This window comes from Marinomonas communis, from assembly GCF_004363305.1.
GTDB classification, from domain to species: domain Bacteria; phylum Pseudomonadota; class Gammaproteobacteria; order Pseudomonadales; family Marinomonadaceae; genus Marinomonas; species Marinomonas communis.
Map to the genome: position 1 here is coordinate 361,282 of NZ_SNZA01000004.1, position 17,739 is coordinate 379,020.

Sequence of the window (17,739 nt, forward strand, 5' to 3'; positions counted from 1 at the left end):
ATGCTTTCAAGAGTTGCAGAACGCCTATACTGGAGTGCTCGCTACCTAGAGCGCGTGGAAAATACGGCTCGCCTGGTCAGTGTATACGACGATTTATTATTCGATTTACCCCACAACGTGGTACAAATTTCTTGGTACAACCTTATCGAGATCAACAGCGGCGTTGAAGCGTTTAATAACCGCTATAAAGTTCGTGATGAACGCAACGTGGTGAAGTTTCTTTTATCAGACGATGACAACCCAAGCTCCCTACTATCATCATTAAAAATGGCCCGTGAAAACATCCGTACAACTCGAGATGTCTTGCCCAATGAAATGTGGGAGTTAGTGAATGAGTTGGACTTATTTGCCAAACAAAATATTAAACAAGGCATCAACCGCTCTGCCCGCCATGCTTACCTCAATACCATTATTGAAGGTTGCCAGAAAATCATTGGCTTGTTAGCAGCAACCATGGACCGTGATGCAGGCTGGCAGTTCTTGATCTTAGGACGTTATCTAGAACGAGTTGATATGAACACTCGTATTATTGATGCGGCGACCTCCTTGATGAGTCAATCGCAAGCCGAGCAAGATATGGAGTTGGGCCAAGTCGTTTGGTCCAAGGTGTTAAAGTCACAAAGTGCTTACTTAAGTTTCCGTCGCACCATGCGCAGTTCTATTCGCGGCGCCAAGGCGGTGACCTTCTTATTGAATGATAAATACTTCCCGCGCTCACAGCGATACTGCCTAGAGCAGATCAAGCTGGCAGCAGCGGAACTGCCTCGCTCTGGCCTCGTTATTCTGAGCGCAGACAAATTATTGGAAAATACCAAAGCAGTGGAGCATTCAAGCGATTTGAACAGTGAGTTCAGTGATTATTTGAACGATATTCAGCTTGATATCATTACCCTGCATCACCAGATCACGGAAAACTGGTTTAACTTCCAGAAAGGAGAAGCGGCATGACCATCCGCGTAGCGATTCAGCATAAAACCACTTATGAGTTTGATCGCTTTATTAATGTTTCGCCGCACATTTTACGTCTGCGTCCGGCACCTCATTCACGTACCCATATTCATGGTTATTCATTAAAAGTGCTGCCAGAAGATCATTTTATCAACTGGCAACAAGACCCTTATGGTAACTACCAAGCGCGTTTGGTATTTCCAGAGAAAATGAAAAAACTGGAATTTGCGGTCGAAGTGATCGCCGACATGACGGTCATTAATCCGTTCGACTTCTTTATCGAAGAGTACGCGGAGCACTTTCCATTTAAATACGACAAGCAATTACTAGAAGAGCTCACGCCTTATTTACATAAGTCAGAAGACTGCCCGGAGCTGCAAGCTTGGCTAAAGACGGTTGATCTTAAGAGCACACCCATTGTCGACTTTTTGGTGAGTTTGAACACTCGCCTGTCCAATGAAATTGATTACGGCATTCGCTTAGAACCCGGTGTGCAAACCTGTGAAGAAACGCTCACACTTAAAAAAGGTTCATGCCGCGACACCTCTTGGCTGTTGGTTCAGATCCTGCGCCATTTAGGCTTAGCAGCACGTTTTGCTTCGGGTTACTTAGTACAGCTGACATCTGATATCAAAGCGTTAGACGGTCCTTCTGGACCAGAGGAAGACTTCACCGACTTACACGCTTGGTGTGAAGTATACTTACCCGGTGCGGGCTGGGTGGGTCTTGATCCGACCAGCGGCTTGTTTGCCGGTGAAGGACATATTCCATTGGCCTGTACCGCAGAGCCAGTCTCTGCAGCGCCAATTACTGGCTTTACGGATGAATGTGAATGCGAATTTAGCTACACCAACATCGTTACTCGTATCCACGAAGACCCGCGCGTTACTAAGCCTTACAGTGATGACGAATGGGAGAACATCAAAGCCCTTGGTCATGCAGTGGATAAACGTCTAGAACAAGGCGATGTACGCCTAACCATGGGCGGCGAGCCAACCTTTGTCTCCATTGATGATATGGACTCTGAACAATGGAACACTGGCGCCCTGGGGGCTGACAAGCTGCGCCTTGCGAAAGATCTCTTGTTGCGCATGAAGGCTAAGTTTGGTACCAACGGCCTACTGCATTACGGCCAAGGCAAATGGTATCCAGGCGAAGAAGTGCCACGCTGGGCGCTAGGTTGCTTCTGGCGTACTGATGGCGAAGCTCTGTGGCAGGACCCAAAATACCTTGCCCGAGTCGACAAAGACTACGGCTTTGATGAAAGTCATGCAGGCAAATTTGGCCAAGCTCTATGTGAATACTTGGGTTTGGAGTCTCAGTATCTACAGCCTACTTACGAAGACACACTCTATTACCTATGGTTAGAGCGCTCTTTGCCTGACGATGTGAACCCACGCAAAGCATCACTCAAAGATGATTTAGAACGCCGCCGCTTGGCGAAACTGCTAAACCGTGGCCTTGAGCGCGTCAGTGGTTATGTCTTACCGATCGAGTTTAATGGTTCCCAATGGCAAAGTAGCCTCTGGCCAATGCGTTCTGATGTGATCACGCTTATCCCTGGCGATAGTCCAATGGGTTACCGTTTGCCGCTAAACTCGTTACCGGCGATCAGTGAAGAAGAGCAAACTCCTGAGCGTGATCCATTTGCACCACGTGAACCACTGCCTGTTTACAGCCAATCCGCTTCGACAGCGGGTTCTGCTCAGACACAAACCAAGCAAAAATTGACGGATACAGACGAGGCAAGCAGTACGATCCTCAAAAACGTTATTCGAACAGCACTTTGTATCGAAGCGCGCGATGGTCGATTGCATGCGTTCTTACCGCCAGTGAGCTTCCTTGAACATTATGTTGCGTTAATCAATGCCATTGAAACTGTGGCAAAACAATTGCAAATGCCGATTGTTATCGAAGGCTATGAGCCACCAAAAGATTACCGTTTGCAAAAGTTCTTGATCACCCCGGACCCTGGCGTTATCGAGGTCAACATTCACCCAGCGAAGAATTGGAAAGAGCTTTTATACAACACAGAAACATTGTACGAGGAAGCCTATCAATCTCGTTTGGGCACAGAGAAGTTTATGCTGGATGGTCGTCATACTGGGACGGGCGGTGGTAACCACGTCACCCTTGGTGGCGTAACGCCAGCTGACAGTCCGCTGTTACGTCGCCCTGACCTACTTCGCAGTTTGGTGACGTTCTGGCAGCACCACCCAGGATTATCTTATTTATTCTCAGGCATGTTTATTGGCTCAACCAGCCAAGCGCCACGTCCAGACGAAGGCCGTGATGAAGCCTTGTACGAAATGGAAATTGCTTTCCAGAATATCCCGACGGGTTTGGTAGACGAGCCGTGGTTGGTGGATCGTCTGATGCGTAACTTACTGGTAGACATTACCGGTAATACACACCGCTCTGAATTCTGTATCGACAAACTCTATGCCGCAGGTTCAAGCAGTGGCCGCCAAGGCTTGCTTGAATTCCGTGGTTTTGAAATGCCGCCCCATGCACGTATGTCGCTCGTACAAATGCTACTGCTACGTTGTTTAGTCGCACGCTTCTGGCACGAGCCTTACCACAAACCTTTGGTTCGTTGGGGCACATCATTACACGACAAATTTATGATGCCGCACTTTGTTTGGCAGGACATCAAAGAAGTCGTGGATGATCTTCAAGCTCATGGTTTGCCATTTAAACTTGAATGGTTAGCACCGTTTGAAGAATTCCGCTTCCCGCATTATGGCCGTCAGCAAATTGATGATATTGAGCTTGAACTGCGTTGGGCGATTGAGCCTTGGCATGTACTCGGTGAAGAAATCACTCAATCAGGTACAGCACGCTATGTGGACTCGTCGGTGGAACGTTTGCAAGTACGTCTAAGTGGTCTAACTGAAGGACGCTATGTTCTGTCTTGTAACGGTCGTCGTGTCCCACTGCGTAGCACGGGACGTAAAGGTGAAGCGGTTGGTGCGGTACGCTACAAGGCGTGGGCACCACCGTCTGCATTGCACCCAACGCTGGGCACAGACACTCCGTTAGTGTTTGATTTAATCGATACATGGAACGGTGTTTCTATTGGTGGTTGTACTTATCATGTTAGCCACCCAGGTGGCCGTAACTATGACACCTTGCCGGTCAACAGCAACGAAGCCGAAGCGCGTCGCGTTAACCGTTTCTGGGATCATGGCTTCACACAAGGTGCGTTAGTTCCACCTCCGGAATACAGTGCGCTTCGCAGCGTGACAGAGCATGACAAGGCCACTAGACCCATGTCACCGCCACAGGAAGAGATATGTCATGAATATCCGCATACGCTCGACCTAAGGAAGAGGTATACTAGGCTCTAATCTTTATTAGAACGTCTTATTTATGACCGAATCCACCATTGCAAAACTAGCGGCGCAGGATCAAGCGCCGCTGACTGCTCCGTATGTTGCACCGGATCGTGCTTACGATGAAGCCTTTTCTGAAACCAGACAACCACGTTTGCCTTGGCAACCTGTGATGTCGGCAGTGCATCAATTAGGAACAGAAGGGATGCAGGATAGGCACCTTCGTGCGCAACGTATTTTGCGTGACGACGGTGCCACGTATAATTTGAAAAGTGACCCTTTATCACCGAATGTTTGGTCACTCGATATCATTCCAAACGTCATAGATAAATCAGAGTGGCTCAATCTAGAAACTGCGCTCAAACAAAGAGCTCATTTATTTGATCTGATTTATAAAGACCTTTATGGCGAGCAAAGACTGCTGAAAGAAGGTGTCTTGCCTTCTGAAATCGTTTTCTCTCATCCTGGTTTTCTTAGACAGTGCCACGGTATGCATTGGCCGAGCGAAACTGCGCTTACTTTCCACGCAGTAGATCTTGTCAGAGATCAGTCGGGACAGTTCATAGCCACAGGCGATCGAACTCAAGCCCCGAGTGGTGCAGGATACGCCCTTGAAAACCGCACGGTGGTCTCAAGAGTGCTGCCGTCTTTGTTTCGTGATAGCCAAACCATGCGCTTGGCAGGCTTTTTCCAGACTGTCCGCGAAACCCTGAGCCAGCTCGCCAGTGATCTAACCGACTCCCCTCGTATTGTTGTGCTAACCCCTGGAGCGTATAGCTCGACTTACTTCGAGCAAGCTTACTTGGCTAACCACTTAGGCTATCCACTGGTTCAAGGTGGTGATTTGACGGTACGCAATGGCAAAGTTTGGATGAAGTCATTAAACGGTTTGTCACGTGTTGATGTCATTCTGCGTCGTGTTGAAGACGCCTACTGTGATCAGGCTGAGTTGCGCTCGGACTCGACTTTAGGGGTTCCGGGGTTATTGGAAGTTGCCCGTCAAGGCAATGTGATTATTGCAAACCCTTTGGGTACAGGACTTCTTGAAACGCCAGCGCTGCTAGCTTTTCTGCCACAGATTAGCCAAACCCTACTCGACGAACCTCTGTTGCTGCCATCCGTCACCAGCTATTGGTGTGGTGAGCAAGAGCATTTGGCTTATGTGCTGAATAACCTTCACCAGTTAATCATCAAACCGGCTTTTCGAAGCATTGATAACAAGAGTATCTATTGTCATCAGCTTGACGAGAAAGCGTTATCAGAAGTGCGCGCAAAAATCCTCGCAGATCCAGTAGCGTATGTTGCCCAAGACTATATTCCTGGTTCTGTGACACCGGTTTGGGACAATGGCGAAATGCTTGCTCGTCCTTGTATTTTACGAACCTTCAGCGTCGCTAATGAAAGCGGTTACTGTGTGATGCCAGGTGGATTGTCTCGCGTAGCAGAATCCACCGCTGAAGCCATTGTTAGTAAAAACCTGTCTGGCTCGCGAAGCAAAGACATGTGGGTACTCAGTGACACCACTGAAACCGATATAGACGTACCACTGGACAACTTACCAATCAGCCAAGCACAAGTGGCCAACCTCCCAAGCCGAGTAATCGAAAACTTATTCTGGTTTGGTCGCTACGCAGAACGCGCGGAAATGAGTTTGCGTTTGATGCGAACGATCTTTAAACAGCTTAACGGTATTGATCATTTCCCAATCGAAAGTCGTGAAGTTCTGCTAGGTGCCATGTCTGAAATCAGTGGTTCACAGCCCGGCTTTATAGAGCAGCCAGAACTTTTGATGCAACCAAATGATGAGCTAGCGGCACTGGTTTCTGACGGTCAACGAGTTGGCTCAATCAAGTCTAACTTACAACTGATGCTGGCTTGTGCTGAACAAGTTAAAGAAATGCTGTCTGCGGACACTCGTATCATTTTGAATGAGCTGCGCGACCACATCCACAGTGTCGACCGTGCATACGTCAATGGCTTACCTGCTGTTCCAGAAGAATCTTTAGACGGTTTAGTCACCTCTTTATTGGCGATTTCAGGTTTGAACCATGAGAGCATGCTGCGCGGTATGGACTGGATGTTCCAAGAAATTGGACGTCGTACTGAGCGTGCGTTATTGACTGCTAATTTATTGAAAACGACCTTATCAAAACCTCTACCAAGCTTGCAGCAACAGCAAGTGCTTGAATCGGTCTTATTAAGTGTCGAAGCACTGATCTCGTTCAGACGTCGCTACCGCACTCGGGCACGAGTGTCCTACGGTTTAGATCTATTAATGATTGACCGAAGTAACCCTCGTTCTTTGATTTATCAAGTGGATCAGCTGCGTAAATACTTAGAAGAATTGCCGCAATCTGACCAAGTATCATTGGGGCTTTCTCGAGAGAAGCGGCTCATTATTAAGTCACTAAACGATATCCAATTAGCAGACTTAGAGTCGCTTGCGCAAATCGAAGAAAGTACTCAAACCCGCGCTCAATTGACCGAATTGATGGGCCAAGTGATCGAGCAGTTAGAACAACTGACCACGATTATCAGTGATAAGTACTTTGATCATACCGCTGGGCCGCAACAGCTCATCAAAGCGAAATGGAAGAATAATGTATGAGATATCGAGTTAGACACTTAACGGAATACCTGTACGGAGCGCCTGTTACCTTGTGTTATAACATGGCTCACCTGCTGCCGCGCGATACTCATAATCAACGTTGCTTAAGCCGACGCATTGCGGTTACACCAACCCCTGTTTATCAAACAGAAGGGGTGGATTACTTCGGCAACCCAACGTTTTATTTTTCCGTCCAAGAACCTCATAAGAAGCTGGCCATCGATGTCGAATGTTATTTTGAGATCGAGCAGAACGACTTGTCTAATCAACTAACTCTGCACGACCTTAGCTGCGCGGAGCTGCGCGCCCTCATTCAAGCATCCCAGTCACCTGAACTACGCATGGTTAAGGAGTACACGTTAGACTCCGTGCATATCCATCGATCAAAAGAACTGGGCGAATATGCACGCCGCTGCTTCACCGATGACACCCCTGTTCTACAAGCCTGCATGGATTTTACTCATCAAATTTTTGAAGAGTTTACCTTTGACCCTGCTGCAACCAGCGTCAGCACACCACCGGAACAAGTGTTAAAAGATAAGCGTGGTGTTTGTCAGGATTTTGCCCACTTGGCCATTGCCTGCATTCGCTCTCTTGGACTGCCTGCGCGCTATATGAGTGGCTACTTGGAAACGCTGCCACCGCCAGGGCAAGAGAAATTAGTCGGTGCCGATGCATCCCACGCTTGGTTTGCCGTTTTCATTCCTGATCTCGGCTGGGTAGAATTCGATCCGACCAATGATTTAATGCCTAATGAGCAGCATATCGTAACCGCATGGGGCCGAGACTACGCCGATGTCACGCCACTACAAGGCGTTATCTTTGATGGTGGCGACAGCCAAGCACTTAACGTATCAGTTGATGTGCAGCGTGTGTAAGCGCTCACATTTTCGATCAATTTGGTAATACAATGACTTTTGCAAAACTTGGTCTATCTAAGGCCATTACTCACACGCTTGATGAACTTGGCTACGAAAAACCTACGCCGATTCAAACCCAAGCTATCCCCCTGATCCTGTCAAAAAAAGATGTCTTGGCAGCTGCCCAGACAGGCACAGGAAAAACAGCGGCTTTCACACTACCTTTGCTAGAACAGCTCAAAGACGGTGATCGTGCGGACTCGAAACAAGTTCGAGCCCTGATATTGGCCCCGACTCGCGAGCTTGCCAGCCAAATCGGTGAAAGTGTTCGCAGCTACAGCCGCGGACTCGGTTTACGCAGCCAAACCATTTTTGGTGGCGTGAAGGCTTTCCCTCAAATTAATGGACTGCAACGTGGTGCAGACATTTTGGTTGCGACCCCTGGACGCTTAATAGATCTCGTTAAACAAGACGCCGTGCTATTCGATTCACTACAATTCTTAGTGCTCGATGAAGCTGACCGTATGCTGGACCTCGGGTTTGAAGAAGCCCTAAATGAGTTGCTGACACTGCTGCCTAAAAGCCGCCAAACCATGATGTTCTCAGCGACTTATTCGGATGCGGTCAAGACACTTTCAGCGCTATGGCTGAATAACCCTGAAGAGGTCGCCGCGAAACAAAGCAACCGCGTCGCAGCCACAGTCCGTCACCAAATTTATACCGTGGATAAGGTACGTAAGCCTGAACTGTTAGCGGAATTATTAAACCGCCAACATTGGCAACAAGCACTGATTTTTACCAAGACAAAACGCGGTGCTGACGAAATCACAGATATTCTACAAGCGGAAGGGTTTTCGGCCCTAGCGATGCATGGTGACAAGCCACAATACGCTCGCCTAGCGGCTTTTAACGCCTTTAAGTCGGGGGAATTAGCGTATCTTGTTGCCACAGATGTAGCGGCTCGAGGTTTGGATATTGAAGGGCTACCCGTTGTGATTAATATGGATCTGCCGCACGTTGCGGAGGACTATATACACCGCATTGGACGAACCGGTCGAGCGGGTCAAGACGGTCGTGCTGTATCGTTGGTCTGTGCCGATGAAGCCGAGAACCTACGCGCCATTGAAGCACTCCTAAAACAGCGCGTTCCACGTAAAGAAATACCCGGCTTTGAAGCTGAACATAGAGTGCCTGATACGCATCCACGCAGCCAAAAGAAGTCAAAAGGTGCAGCCCCAGAGACGCATAAAACAAAAGCCAAAGGGAAAGTAGAACCACCAAAGCCAGATGTGACGAAAGGTCCTGGTCTTCGTAGCAACCCATTTGCTAAGGCCAAAAAGAAGTAGCATTGATCCTGGCGCTTTCTTCCTAAAATTATTAAAACCACCATCACCTAAAGCAAATGATGGTGGTTTTTTCTCTGCCTTATATTGAGCTATTCATTTAGCGCAAGCGGTATGACGACACCTCTGTTAAAACTTCATCGAAACGGTCTTGCGCCCGCTTTGCTTCAGTCTCGGTTAAATCCACTACCTCAGAGATATGACTTGAGCGATCACGAACCATTTGTACGTTCTGGTTAATGTCTTCTGTCACTTGAGACTGCTCCTCTGCTGCGGTTGCAACCCTTTCAATCGTCATATTAATGGCATCCACCGATTCCAGTAAGGATTCTATCATTTCAGCATTCTTCACCACTTCTTCAGCCGTGCCCGTTGCCATCGTTGAGCAGCTCTCCATAGACGTCAGTGCGCTTTTACTAGAATGAATCAAGGTCTCAATCATTGAACGAATTTCTTCTGTTGAATCTTGGGTACGTTGCGCCAAACTGCGCACCTCATCCGCTACCACAGCAAAACCACGCCCCTGCTCACCTGCACGAGCCGCTTCAATGGCTGCGTTCAAAGCCAGCAAATTGGTTTGCTCTGCAATCGACTCGATGGTCTGTAAGATACTGGCAATCTGCTCAGTTTGCCCCGTCACTTGTTGCACTGAGTCAAAGCCACCGCGCACCTCTCTAGTCAAAGTCTCAATTGAGCTTTGAATAGAATGCACTCCAGCTCGACCTTCCGATGCGCGACTTTGGATAGTTTCCGTTGCTTGAGCGGCTTCCTGCATATCGACAGAAATCGTGCCGCTGGTTAGAGACATTTCTTCTATGGAGGCAGCAATTTGGTCGGTACGTGCTTGCTGTTCTTGGGTCTCCTTAACCGCGATTCGAGCTTGAGCGATCAAGTCGTCCATACTGCTTTTGGATTCATTCGATTTCGACACTAACATGCCAAAAGTAGAGGACAGATGATTCAAGTGACGATTCAACTCATGCATGATTTGACCTAGCTCATCATTAGAACCGACGGTTAAATTCACCGTAAAGTCCTTTTGCTCACCCACAGATGTTAGTGCTTTATGAACCATCGCCACACGGGAGGAAACTGACGACATAACTTTTTGCATCAAAAAGAGCACAAACGCGACCACAACAAGAATTACCGTGATTACCGTAATAAATATCGTATTGTCACGAGCTTCTTTTTCTTCTGCATGATCGTGCACAGTCAAACCGATTTGATCGGACAGCTTCTTAACTAAACCGATTTTTGCCGTGGCCATCTTGAACCAATTAGGTGGGCCTTGAATTTGATCTAGGTTCTCTGTTTGCTGAAAACGCATCAATACAGAGTCCACTGCTTTCCACTCAGGGGTTTGCTTAAGCGCTTGTAACTGCACACGGTATTCAGCCGAGGCCATGTCTTGAAAATAGTGTTCCCATACTTTTTCATCGGCTAGATAGCCATTAATCTCAACGAAACGCTTTTCACTACTTTTTCCTGCGCCAAATACCCCATTTAACGCTCCGCGATACTGACCAATACGTTCCTTCATCCAAAGTAACGCCAAGCGCATAGACAGCTCTTGGTCAATCTCAGTACTTCTAACCAAGGTAATTGAACGTTGGATACCTCTAAGCGCAGTATCATTTAGTTTAGAATAATAGGCGAACGCACCATTATCCGGCTCCAAGGCATCCACTTTCTGACGAATTGAGGCTTTATCGTTTAAAAGATTCAACGTTGGTTGCACTAAGCTCGTCAACTCAGCCTCAGTCAACTGCTGAAAGTCCGTGGGCTTAACGTCTCTTAAAGCCTGCTCCATCTGATCGGCCACAACACGCTGCTTCGCTACTGCATCACGCCCCTGTTCCCCTTTCGAGCCCAAAAAACCAGCACTTAAACCTCGCTCCACCGCGAAGTTATGCGCAATACCATCCAGCTTCTCCGTTAATCGAACAATATCATTCGCTTTTTGAGTATCTCGAATACTGTCCAATAACCCTGAGCCAAGAAAGAAAGCCAACACCAACACTAATAAAAGCGGTAATAACCCCACCACAGCAATAGCATGTGACACTTTAAGATTCTTCAACACAGGCTTCTCCATAAGGTTCCAATGCAGTCAAATAAGCATGGTATATAGATGGCATGTAAGCAAATGTGAATAGAAGGGATAGGTATAAAAAAATAGAAATACGTCTAAGAAGACTGATCTAAATGCAGTATGTGTGTAGCACCAACAAAAAAGCCCTAGCAAGTAATCACCTGCTAGGGCTTATTTTGTATGGTGGCCCCACCCTGACTTGAACAGGGGACCTGCCGATTATGAGTCGGATGCTCTAACCAACTGAGCTATGGGGCCTTTAAACGGCGCCCATTATAGCTAGGGCGCAGCGCTTTGCCAATACAGGAAGTTAAAATTCTGCCGTGAAATCAAGTAGCTAAGATTAGCCAACGGGTTACTTCATCTCGAAGCCTTGCGAAATTAAGAAGTCTCGCATGTGCGGGCGCAGTTTACCGCTAAACATCGGTGCCATGCTTTCTGACCAGTTAGAGACTTTATTACTACCTGCTCGTTGCTGGTAATACTCATCCATTTCCGAGTCATATTTTGCAACCAAGGCTATATCGTGTTCACTATCGTAGTAATCCTGTTTTAAAACCGTCGCAATAGGTAAACGTGGCTTAACGTCAGGATGGTGTTCTGGGTAGCCTACACACATGCCAAATACTGGATAAACATGCTTTGGTAGTTTTAACAGATCGCTGATTTCTTGCGGATTATTACGTACACCACCTATGTACACTACGCCTAGGCCTTCTGATTCTGCTGCGATGGCAAAGTTCTGCGCCACCAATGCCGTATCGATGGTTGAAACAAGAAGTTGCTCTGTCATACCAAGCGTCGGTTCAATACCTGTACGAGCCGCTGCTTCCGTATTGCGCTTCATATCAGCGCAGAAGACTAAAAACTCTGCCGCCTGAGAGATATAAACTTGATTCCCTGCTAACTCCTGTAAGCGTGCTCTGTTGTTTTTATCACTCACACGGATGATGCTGTAGGCCTGAACATTGTTGCTTGAGGAGGCATACTGTGCAGCACTTACGAGTTGCTCAAGCAGTCCATCAGGAAGTGGTTGATCGCGGTATTTTCGAATTGAACGGTGAGATTGTAAGAGCTCAATGACATCATTCATGATGACTCCTTAATAATTCATTAGATCCTATTGGAATGGTCCCATTATGAAGCGCGCCCTAGCCTCACTCCAATAGGCTCTCAAAAAATCCATGGGGAAATCTTTTTTGAATAATCCTCATCCAACGGTGGTCGAATCACGTAAAATTTATATTTACCTGCTAGGAGAGCCTTATCAAAATCAGGAACTCGTTAATCGCCATTGGCGCATTACTCAGCGCGGGATGTACTCAGATAGGGTTACAAGTTGCCAATCTACCTACTCTGATTGACTCCACAAAACGTTATCAAGACATCGCTTACGGGCAGTTAGCAAATCAAACTTTGGATATTTACGTGCCTTCTACTGCGAAGGCAAATCAAGCTCCGGTCTTGGTATTCTTCTACGGTGGACGCTGGACTGATGGTTCAAAAGAGATGTACCCATTTGTAGCGAAGACTTTCTTAGATTTAGGTTATGTTGTTGTCATTCCTGATTATCGAAAATACCCTGATGTTAAGTTTCCCGCCTTTGTAGAAGATGGTGCACAAGCGGTTGCTTGGACGTTAGACAACGTTGCTGAATACTATGGTGATTCGAGCCGTTTGTTTATTATGGGGCATTCCGCAGGTGCTCATATCGGAGCCTTGATCAGTGCCGATGAACGTTACTTGGCTCAGCTCAATCACTCTATTCAAAACATAAAAGCCTTTGCTGGCTTATCTGGACCGTATGATTTCGTGCCCGAAGAAGAGGATTTAAAAGATATGTTTGGGCCGCCAGATCAGTACCCTCAAATGACCGTTACGAATTTTATAGAAGGTAATGAACCGCCCATGTTACTGCTATGGGGAGAGAAAGATGAGCTTGTTGGACAACGCAACATCGACCTTTTAGCAGAGAGAGTTCGTCAAAAAAACGGAGCCGTCGACACGATTATTTACCCAAACATGGGGCACGTCGATATGGTTTCAAACTTGATTTGGTTTATTCCGAGTAAAGCCCCTATTCAAAGAGATATAGCGAATTTTTTCGAACAACAACCTTAGGCGAGTTGTCAACGCTACCGCTGCAGTTCACCACATGATTGCAGTTTTTTACTCCTCTAACTTTTTTTGTGGCTCATTACACGAAAGCGTCATGAATATTGCATAAGCTCCTGTTCTCTTAAATATTGACCTTTTAGTCAAAATAACGTTCTCTTGCCTGTCACAATTGGAACTTGGAGCCATAAAACCATGAAACAATGGAGCAAACTTTTTTTGCCAACCAGCCTTACGTTGGCATGCTTAGCCTCCGCAACAGCCAGCGCTGCAACGGTTGATCTGCGTGTATTGGAAACCACTGACATTCATATGCATTTGGTGGACTATGATTACTACGCTGACAAACAAAGCAACAGCGTTGGCCTGTCGCGCGTTGCCACATTAATCAAACAAGCTAGGGCTGAAGTTCAAAACTCGGTTCTGGTCGATAACGGTGATCTATTACAGGGCAACCCTTTGGGTGACTATGTGGCAAAAGGCCGCGTGTTGCGTTTCGGTGAAACACACCCAGCTTACAAGGCCATGAACCTACTGGATTACAATGTGGGCAATATTGGTAATCACGAGTTCAACTACGGCTTAGACTTTTTAATGAAGTCATTAGCTGGCGCTAACTTCCCCTATATTAATGCCAATGTCTACGTCGACGACGGAGATGCCAATCCTGATAACGATCAGCCTTACTTCCAGCCGTATTTGATCCAACCAACAGCGGTATTGGACAGCGACGGCAAAGAGCAAGTAATCAATGTTGGTTACATCGGCTTTGTACCACCGCAAATTATGACTTGGGATAAAGATAATCTTACAGGCAAAGTCATTGCCAAAGACATCATCGCCAGTGCTAAAAAGTACATCCCACAAATGAAGTCTGAGGGGGCGGACGTCATCATAGCGATCCCTCACAGTGGCATGTATGTAGGGAACTATGAGCAAGGTGAAGAAAACGCTACTTACCACCTCGCCAAAGTTGAGGGTATCGATGCCATCTTATTTGGTCACTCCCACAAAGTGTTTCCAGGGGATAGCTCACTGGATAACATCGAAGGCGTAGACAACGCTACAGGAACCGTTTTTGGTGTGCCTGCAACCATGCCCGGTTTTTGGGGATCACACCTTGGCTTAGTAGATCTTGTTCTGGAACAAGAAGGCCAAGGCTGGAAAGTTGTCAAAGGCTCCAGCAGTGTGAGAGCTATCGCCAAGCGCGAAGGACGCACCACAGTGCCATTAGTAGAAGCTGATGAGCATATCAATCATGCCGTTGAGCATGAACACCAAGGTACACTGGAGTACATGCGTCGCAAAGTGGGTGAAAGCACAGCGGACATCAATAGCTTCTTCGCCCTAGTGCAAGATGACCCTTCTATCCAAATCGTGAACAATGCTCAGATTTGGTACGCACAGAATATCGTTCGTGCAACCTCTTACGAAGGCTTGCCGATTTTATCGGCCGCTGCCCCGTTTAAAGCAGGCGGTCGCGGTGGTCCAGAGTATTTCACCGACGTACCAAAAGGCGATATTGCCCTGAAAAATGTGAGCGATCTTTACATTTATCCAAATGACCTGAAAATCGTCAAACTTACTGGTGCGCAGGTGATCGAGTGGCTAGAACGCTCCGCTGGACAGTTTAATCAAATCCAACCTAATCAAGAAGCGCCACAAGCACTGATTAATACCAGCTTCCCAACCTACAACTTTGATGTGATTGATGGCATTCAGTATCGCATCAATGTGACAAAGCCAAATCGCTATGACAGTGAAGGGAAAATCGTTAACGAAGACGCACATCGTATTGAAGCGGTAACTTACCAAGGTCAGCCTATTGATCTTAACCAAGAGTTCTTAGTCGTCACCAATAACTACCGCGCATCGGGTGGTGGTAAATTCCCTGCGCTAGATGGATCCACAACGGTCATTGATGCACCAGATAAAAACCGCGACGTCGTGGCGAATTATTTGTTGTCTCAGACCATCATCAACCCTGCCGCGGATAACAACTGGAAGTTTGCTAGCTTTGCAGGTGCCACCGTTAATTTCACCAGCTCACCTAAAGCTAAATCCTATGCGACACCGAAAATGGCGTTCACTGGATTAGACGACCAAGGCTTTGCGGTCTTTGAATTACAATAAGACCTCCTAATGCTCGCAGTCAGCTGTTGATTGCGAGCATTATCTAGATATTGCCCTGTAAGCTCATCTTAAAAAATTTGAAAAAATAGTGATCCAATGATTAAGGTCTACCGTAAAGATTCTTTGCGCCCAATATGCGCAAAGATGTGCCGTAACGATTTTTTAATGTGTTTCAACCTTTTGCATAGGATCATAAAATATGGAACGTTTAACGGTAGACACTCAAACCCCTTTCAAGCACATGCTGTTAATCCTGCTTGCAGCCATTATCGCAATCTTCAGCATTAATGCATTGGCTTCAAAACGGTCTGATATAGCTTGGCAGGCTCTGGAGCAAGGTGCAGTACTTATTGATGTTAGAACCGCTTCGGAATATAGAGCAGATCATATAGAGGGTGCAGTGAACATGCCTCTTAGCTCACTCAGCAAGCTCGCAAATGTTATTGATCGAGATAAAACGGTAGTGGTTTATTGCCGTTCTGGTAGCCGTGCATCTCATGCAAAACGTTATTTATATGATATGGGGTTCACCAACGTACTAAATGGTGGCGGCTTAGAAGAAATGCTTGCTAGCAAGCCTTAATCACTATTAGTTAGGAAATTTATAGCCCTCCACCTCCTTGGGTAGAGGGCTTTTTATTAGATTGCAGATCGGCACTCAAACGCACTCACTGTCGCTTCATCACCACCTTTGTATACAGCGATGTTAGGGTAAGGACACAAAGGGCGCTGAGCATTCTTCAATGACTCGCTCACTTCCGAGTTGTCAGCATGTGCACGACTGATGATACGGTTAGGCTGTTTGCCTTGCTCTACCCAAGCTTGCAAAGGCGTCAACACATCAAAGCGATCCAGTGCAGGACCACCTTTCCCATGAGACATACCAGGTACTTGGTAAAAACGCACAAAAGTGTCTGCTTGTCCTTGCTGGTTTCGATTCAAGGCTTCGTACCATCTAACGGTGTCTTGCACAGAAAAGACAGGATCGCTGTTTCCGTGGAAGATGACCATCTTGCCTCCTGACGCTTTAAATTCAGCAAGTGTCGGATCTTGACCATCTGATGGCGTCATATACTGCATTGCGGACTCAGTGTATTGAGCATTTCGAGCAAAAATGCGCGGTGCATCTTTATCAAAATCAAAACCTAATAAGTACTCCACCATTGCTTGAGGTGTTCCCTCAATCTTTGTTGGCGGTGTCGTAAACAGCATCGCTAATGAAGAGGCTCCCATTGCAGCAATCACAGGGTTATAACCCCAGCCTTTGATCGGACTTTCCACTTTCCAGAAACGCCAGTTTTTTGAAGCGATACCAGCATCGTAATACCAGCTACTGTACAGCGCCTTGCCTTGGCTATCATAGGGTCCACGGTGCATAGCCGTTAGAGCATCCACCTTAGCTTGACTCAAACAATGCTCATCTTTGTCACAAACTAAAGGCTGCAAATCCACAATATTCTGACATTGGGCGCCATTGAAAATAAGACCGTCTTTCAAACCATCGAGGTTGTCACATTGCTCTAGAATAGCATCGCCTACTAACGCCAATTCGGCTGATGTTAGCGACGCCTTGAGGTCGGAATTTAAGCTGTGTAAATGCTGAATATCCCAAGCATGCTGTACAGCGGCTTTGGGTAAGTTATAACCAGGATATCCAACTAATAAACCATCAAAGTAATCCGGAAAACGCGAGGCAGCGACCATTGCCATACGGCCACCATTAGAAGAGCCTATTCCATAACGGTATTCTGCTGCGCGCCCATAAAACTGCTCAATCAATTGATTGGCAACCGGATACAGCTCTGACACCGCTTGGTAGCCATAGCGTTTACGCGCCATGTCATCAAAGCCAAAGCCGCTACCGCCCGCAAGCCCCATATCTTTAAATTGGCTGGCATCATGGCCACCATCACTGGATATCACTGCCATACCACGGTTTACTGCGTACTCTTGTGGTACCAGGCTTGATAATGAACCCAATGCCGGTTTGACCTTGCCATCGTTACCACCATTGAACTGATAAGCAAATTGCCCCGTCCACTGTTTAGGTAGGCGCAGCTCAAAACCAATGGCGTACGTTCTTTCGTCCGTTCCGGTGTATGCGTTTAGCGCCCCTTTGACAACGCATGTATCAACTAATACATCGTCTTGTGGTGACTGCCATTGTGCCGTGACATCAAACATCCCCTCAGCATGAAAATTACTTGCCGTACATTGCATCGTGTTCGCGCTTGCCAAAGCAGGTAAAGCCAATCCTATTAGCCATGTTTTGCTTTTCATCTGTTTTCCTTTTTATTGTTAT

Annotated in this window: 11 protein-coding genes and 1 tRNA gene; 8 read left to right on the forward strand and 4 right to left on the reverse strand. The window is 46.9% G+C overall.

The genetic code is table 11. The features are described 5' to 3' along the window. The 5 genes from C8D85_RS13280 to C8D85_RS13300 are packed head-to-tail and all read left to right on the forward strand — an operon-like array spanning position 1 to position 9,097. Entirely contained in the window at positions 1–948 is a 948-nt protein-coding gene (locus tag C8D85_RS13280; protein ID WP_133563498.1) for an alpha-E domain-containing protein, read from the forward strand. After that, on the forward strand, positions 945–4,298 hold the full coding sequence (locus C8D85_RS13285; RefSeq protein WP_133563500.1) for a transglutaminase family protein: 3,354 nt from the start codon (positions 945–947) through the stop codon (positions 4,296–4,298). Before C8D85_RS13280 ends, C8D85_RS13285 begins: the two co-directional genes overlap by 4 nt. A gap of 22 nt (positions 4,299–4,320) precedes the next feature. Then, the gene (locus C8D85_RS13290) at positions 4,321–6,891 is read left to right on the forward strand and encodes a circularly permuted type 2 ATP-grasp protein (RefSeq protein ID WP_133563502.1); all 2,571 of its coding nucleotides are present in this window, start codon (positions 4,321–4,323) and stop codon (positions 6,889–6,891) included. After that, on the forward strand, positions 6,888–7,769 hold the full coding sequence (locus tag C8D85_RS13295; RefSeq protein WP_133563504.1) for a transglutaminase family protein: 882 nt from the start codon (positions 6,888–6,890) through the stop codon (positions 7,767–7,769). The genes C8D85_RS13290 and C8D85_RS13295 overlap by 4 nt, the downstream gene beginning before the upstream one ends. A 32-nt stretch (positions 7,770–7,801) precedes the next feature. Next, positions 7,802–9,097, forward strand: coding sequence for a DEAD/DEAH box helicase (locus C8D85_RS13300; RefSeq protein ID WP_133563506.1), 1,296 nt, complete (start codon positions 7,802–7,804; stop codon positions 9,095–9,097). Positions 9,098–9,194: 97 nt separating this feature from the next. Here C8D85_RS13300 and C8D85_RS13305 read toward each other — a convergent pair whose 3' ends face one another. From C8D85_RS13305 to nfsA, 3 genes are all read right to left on the reverse strand, one after another. Beyond that, positions 9,195–11,180, reverse strand: coding sequence for a methyl-accepting chemotaxis protein (locus C8D85_RS13305; protein ID WP_162847590.1), 1,986 nt, complete (start codon positions 11,178–11,180; stop codon positions 9,195–9,197). A 190-nt stretch (positions 11,181–11,370) separates the two neighbouring features. Further along, positions 11,371–11,447 (reverse strand) — tRNA-Ile (locus C8D85_RS13310). 97 nt (positions 11,448–11,544) lie between these two features. Beyond that, entirely contained in the window at positions 11,545–12,282 is a 738-nt protein-coding gene (nfsA, locus tag C8D85_RS13315) for an oxygen-insensitive NADPH nitroreductase (RefSeq protein ID WP_133563510.1), read from the reverse strand. Positions 12,283–12,617: 335 nt separating this feature from the next. On the opposite strand from nfsA, the gene C8D85_RS13320 reads away from it, so the two are divergent. The 3 genes from C8D85_RS13320 to C8D85_RS13330 all read left to right on the forward strand — a co-directional run bounded on the left by C8D85_RS13320 (position 12,618) and on the right by C8D85_RS13330 (position 16,020). Next, entirely contained in the window at positions 12,618–13,310 is a 693-nt protein-coding gene (locus C8D85_RS13320; RefSeq protein ID WP_244937017.1) for an alpha/beta hydrolase, read from the forward strand. Between the two features lie 189 nt (positions 13,311–13,499). Then, complete coding sequence (locus C8D85_RS13325; RefSeq protein ID WP_133563514.1) at positions 13,500–15,437, forward strand: bifunctional 2',3'-cyclic-nucleotide 2'-phosphodiesterase/3'-nucleotidase; 1,938 nt, start codon at positions 13,500–13,502, stop codon at positions 15,435–15,437. A gap of 199 nt (positions 15,438–15,636) precedes the next feature. Beyond that, the gene (locus C8D85_RS13330; RefSeq protein WP_211342199.1) at positions 15,637–16,020 is read left to right on the forward strand and encodes a rhodanese-like domain-containing protein; all 384 of its coding nucleotides are present in this window, start codon (positions 15,637–15,639) and stop codon (positions 16,018–16,020) included. 56 nt (positions 16,021–16,076) lie between these two features. Here the strand turns inward: C8D85_RS13330 and C8D85_RS13335 are convergent, their stop codons facing one another. Continuing rightward, positions 16,077–17,717, reverse strand: a complete 1,641-nt coding sequence (locus C8D85_RS13335) for a tannase/feruloyl esterase family alpha/beta hydrolase (RefSeq protein ID WP_133563516.1) — start codon at positions 17,715–17,717, stop codon at positions 16,077–16,079. Positions 17,718–17,739: the final 22 nt, after the last annotated feature.

Coding starts and splice junctions, on each gene's coding strand:
- C8D85_RS13280 (WP_133563498.1), top strand. CDS start 1: ATGCTTTCAAGAGTTGCAGAACGCCTATACTGGAGTGCTCGCTACCTA.
- C8D85_RS13285 (WP_133563500.1), top strand. CDS start 945: ATGACCATCCGCGTAGCGATTCAGCATAAAACCACTTATGAGTTTGAT.
- C8D85_RS13290 (WP_133563502.1), top strand. CDS start 4,321: ATGACCGAATCCACCATTGCAAAACTAGCGGCGCAGGATCAAGCGCCG.
- C8D85_RS13295 (WP_133563504.1), top strand. CDS start 6,888: ATGAGATATCGAGTTAGACACTTAACGGAATACCTGTACGGAGCGCCT.
- C8D85_RS13300 (WP_133563506.1), top strand. CDS start 7,802: ATGACTTTTGCAAAACTTGGTCTATCTAAGGCCATTACTCACACGCTT.
- nfsA (WP_133563510.1), bottom strand. CDS start 12,282: ATGAATGATGTCATTGAGCTCTTACAATCTCACCGTTCAATTCGAAAA.
- C8D85_RS13325 (WP_133563514.1), top strand. CDS start 13,500: ATGAAACAATGGAGCAAACTTTTTTTGCCAACCAGCCTTACGTTGGCA.
- C8D85_RS13330 (WP_211342199.1), top strand. CDS start 15,637: ATGGAACGTTTAACGGTAGACACTCAAACCCCTTTCAAGCACATGCTG.
- C8D85_RS13335 (WP_133563516.1), bottom strand. CDS start 17,717: ATGAAAAGCAAAACATGGCTAATAGGATTGGCTTTACCTGCTTTGGCA.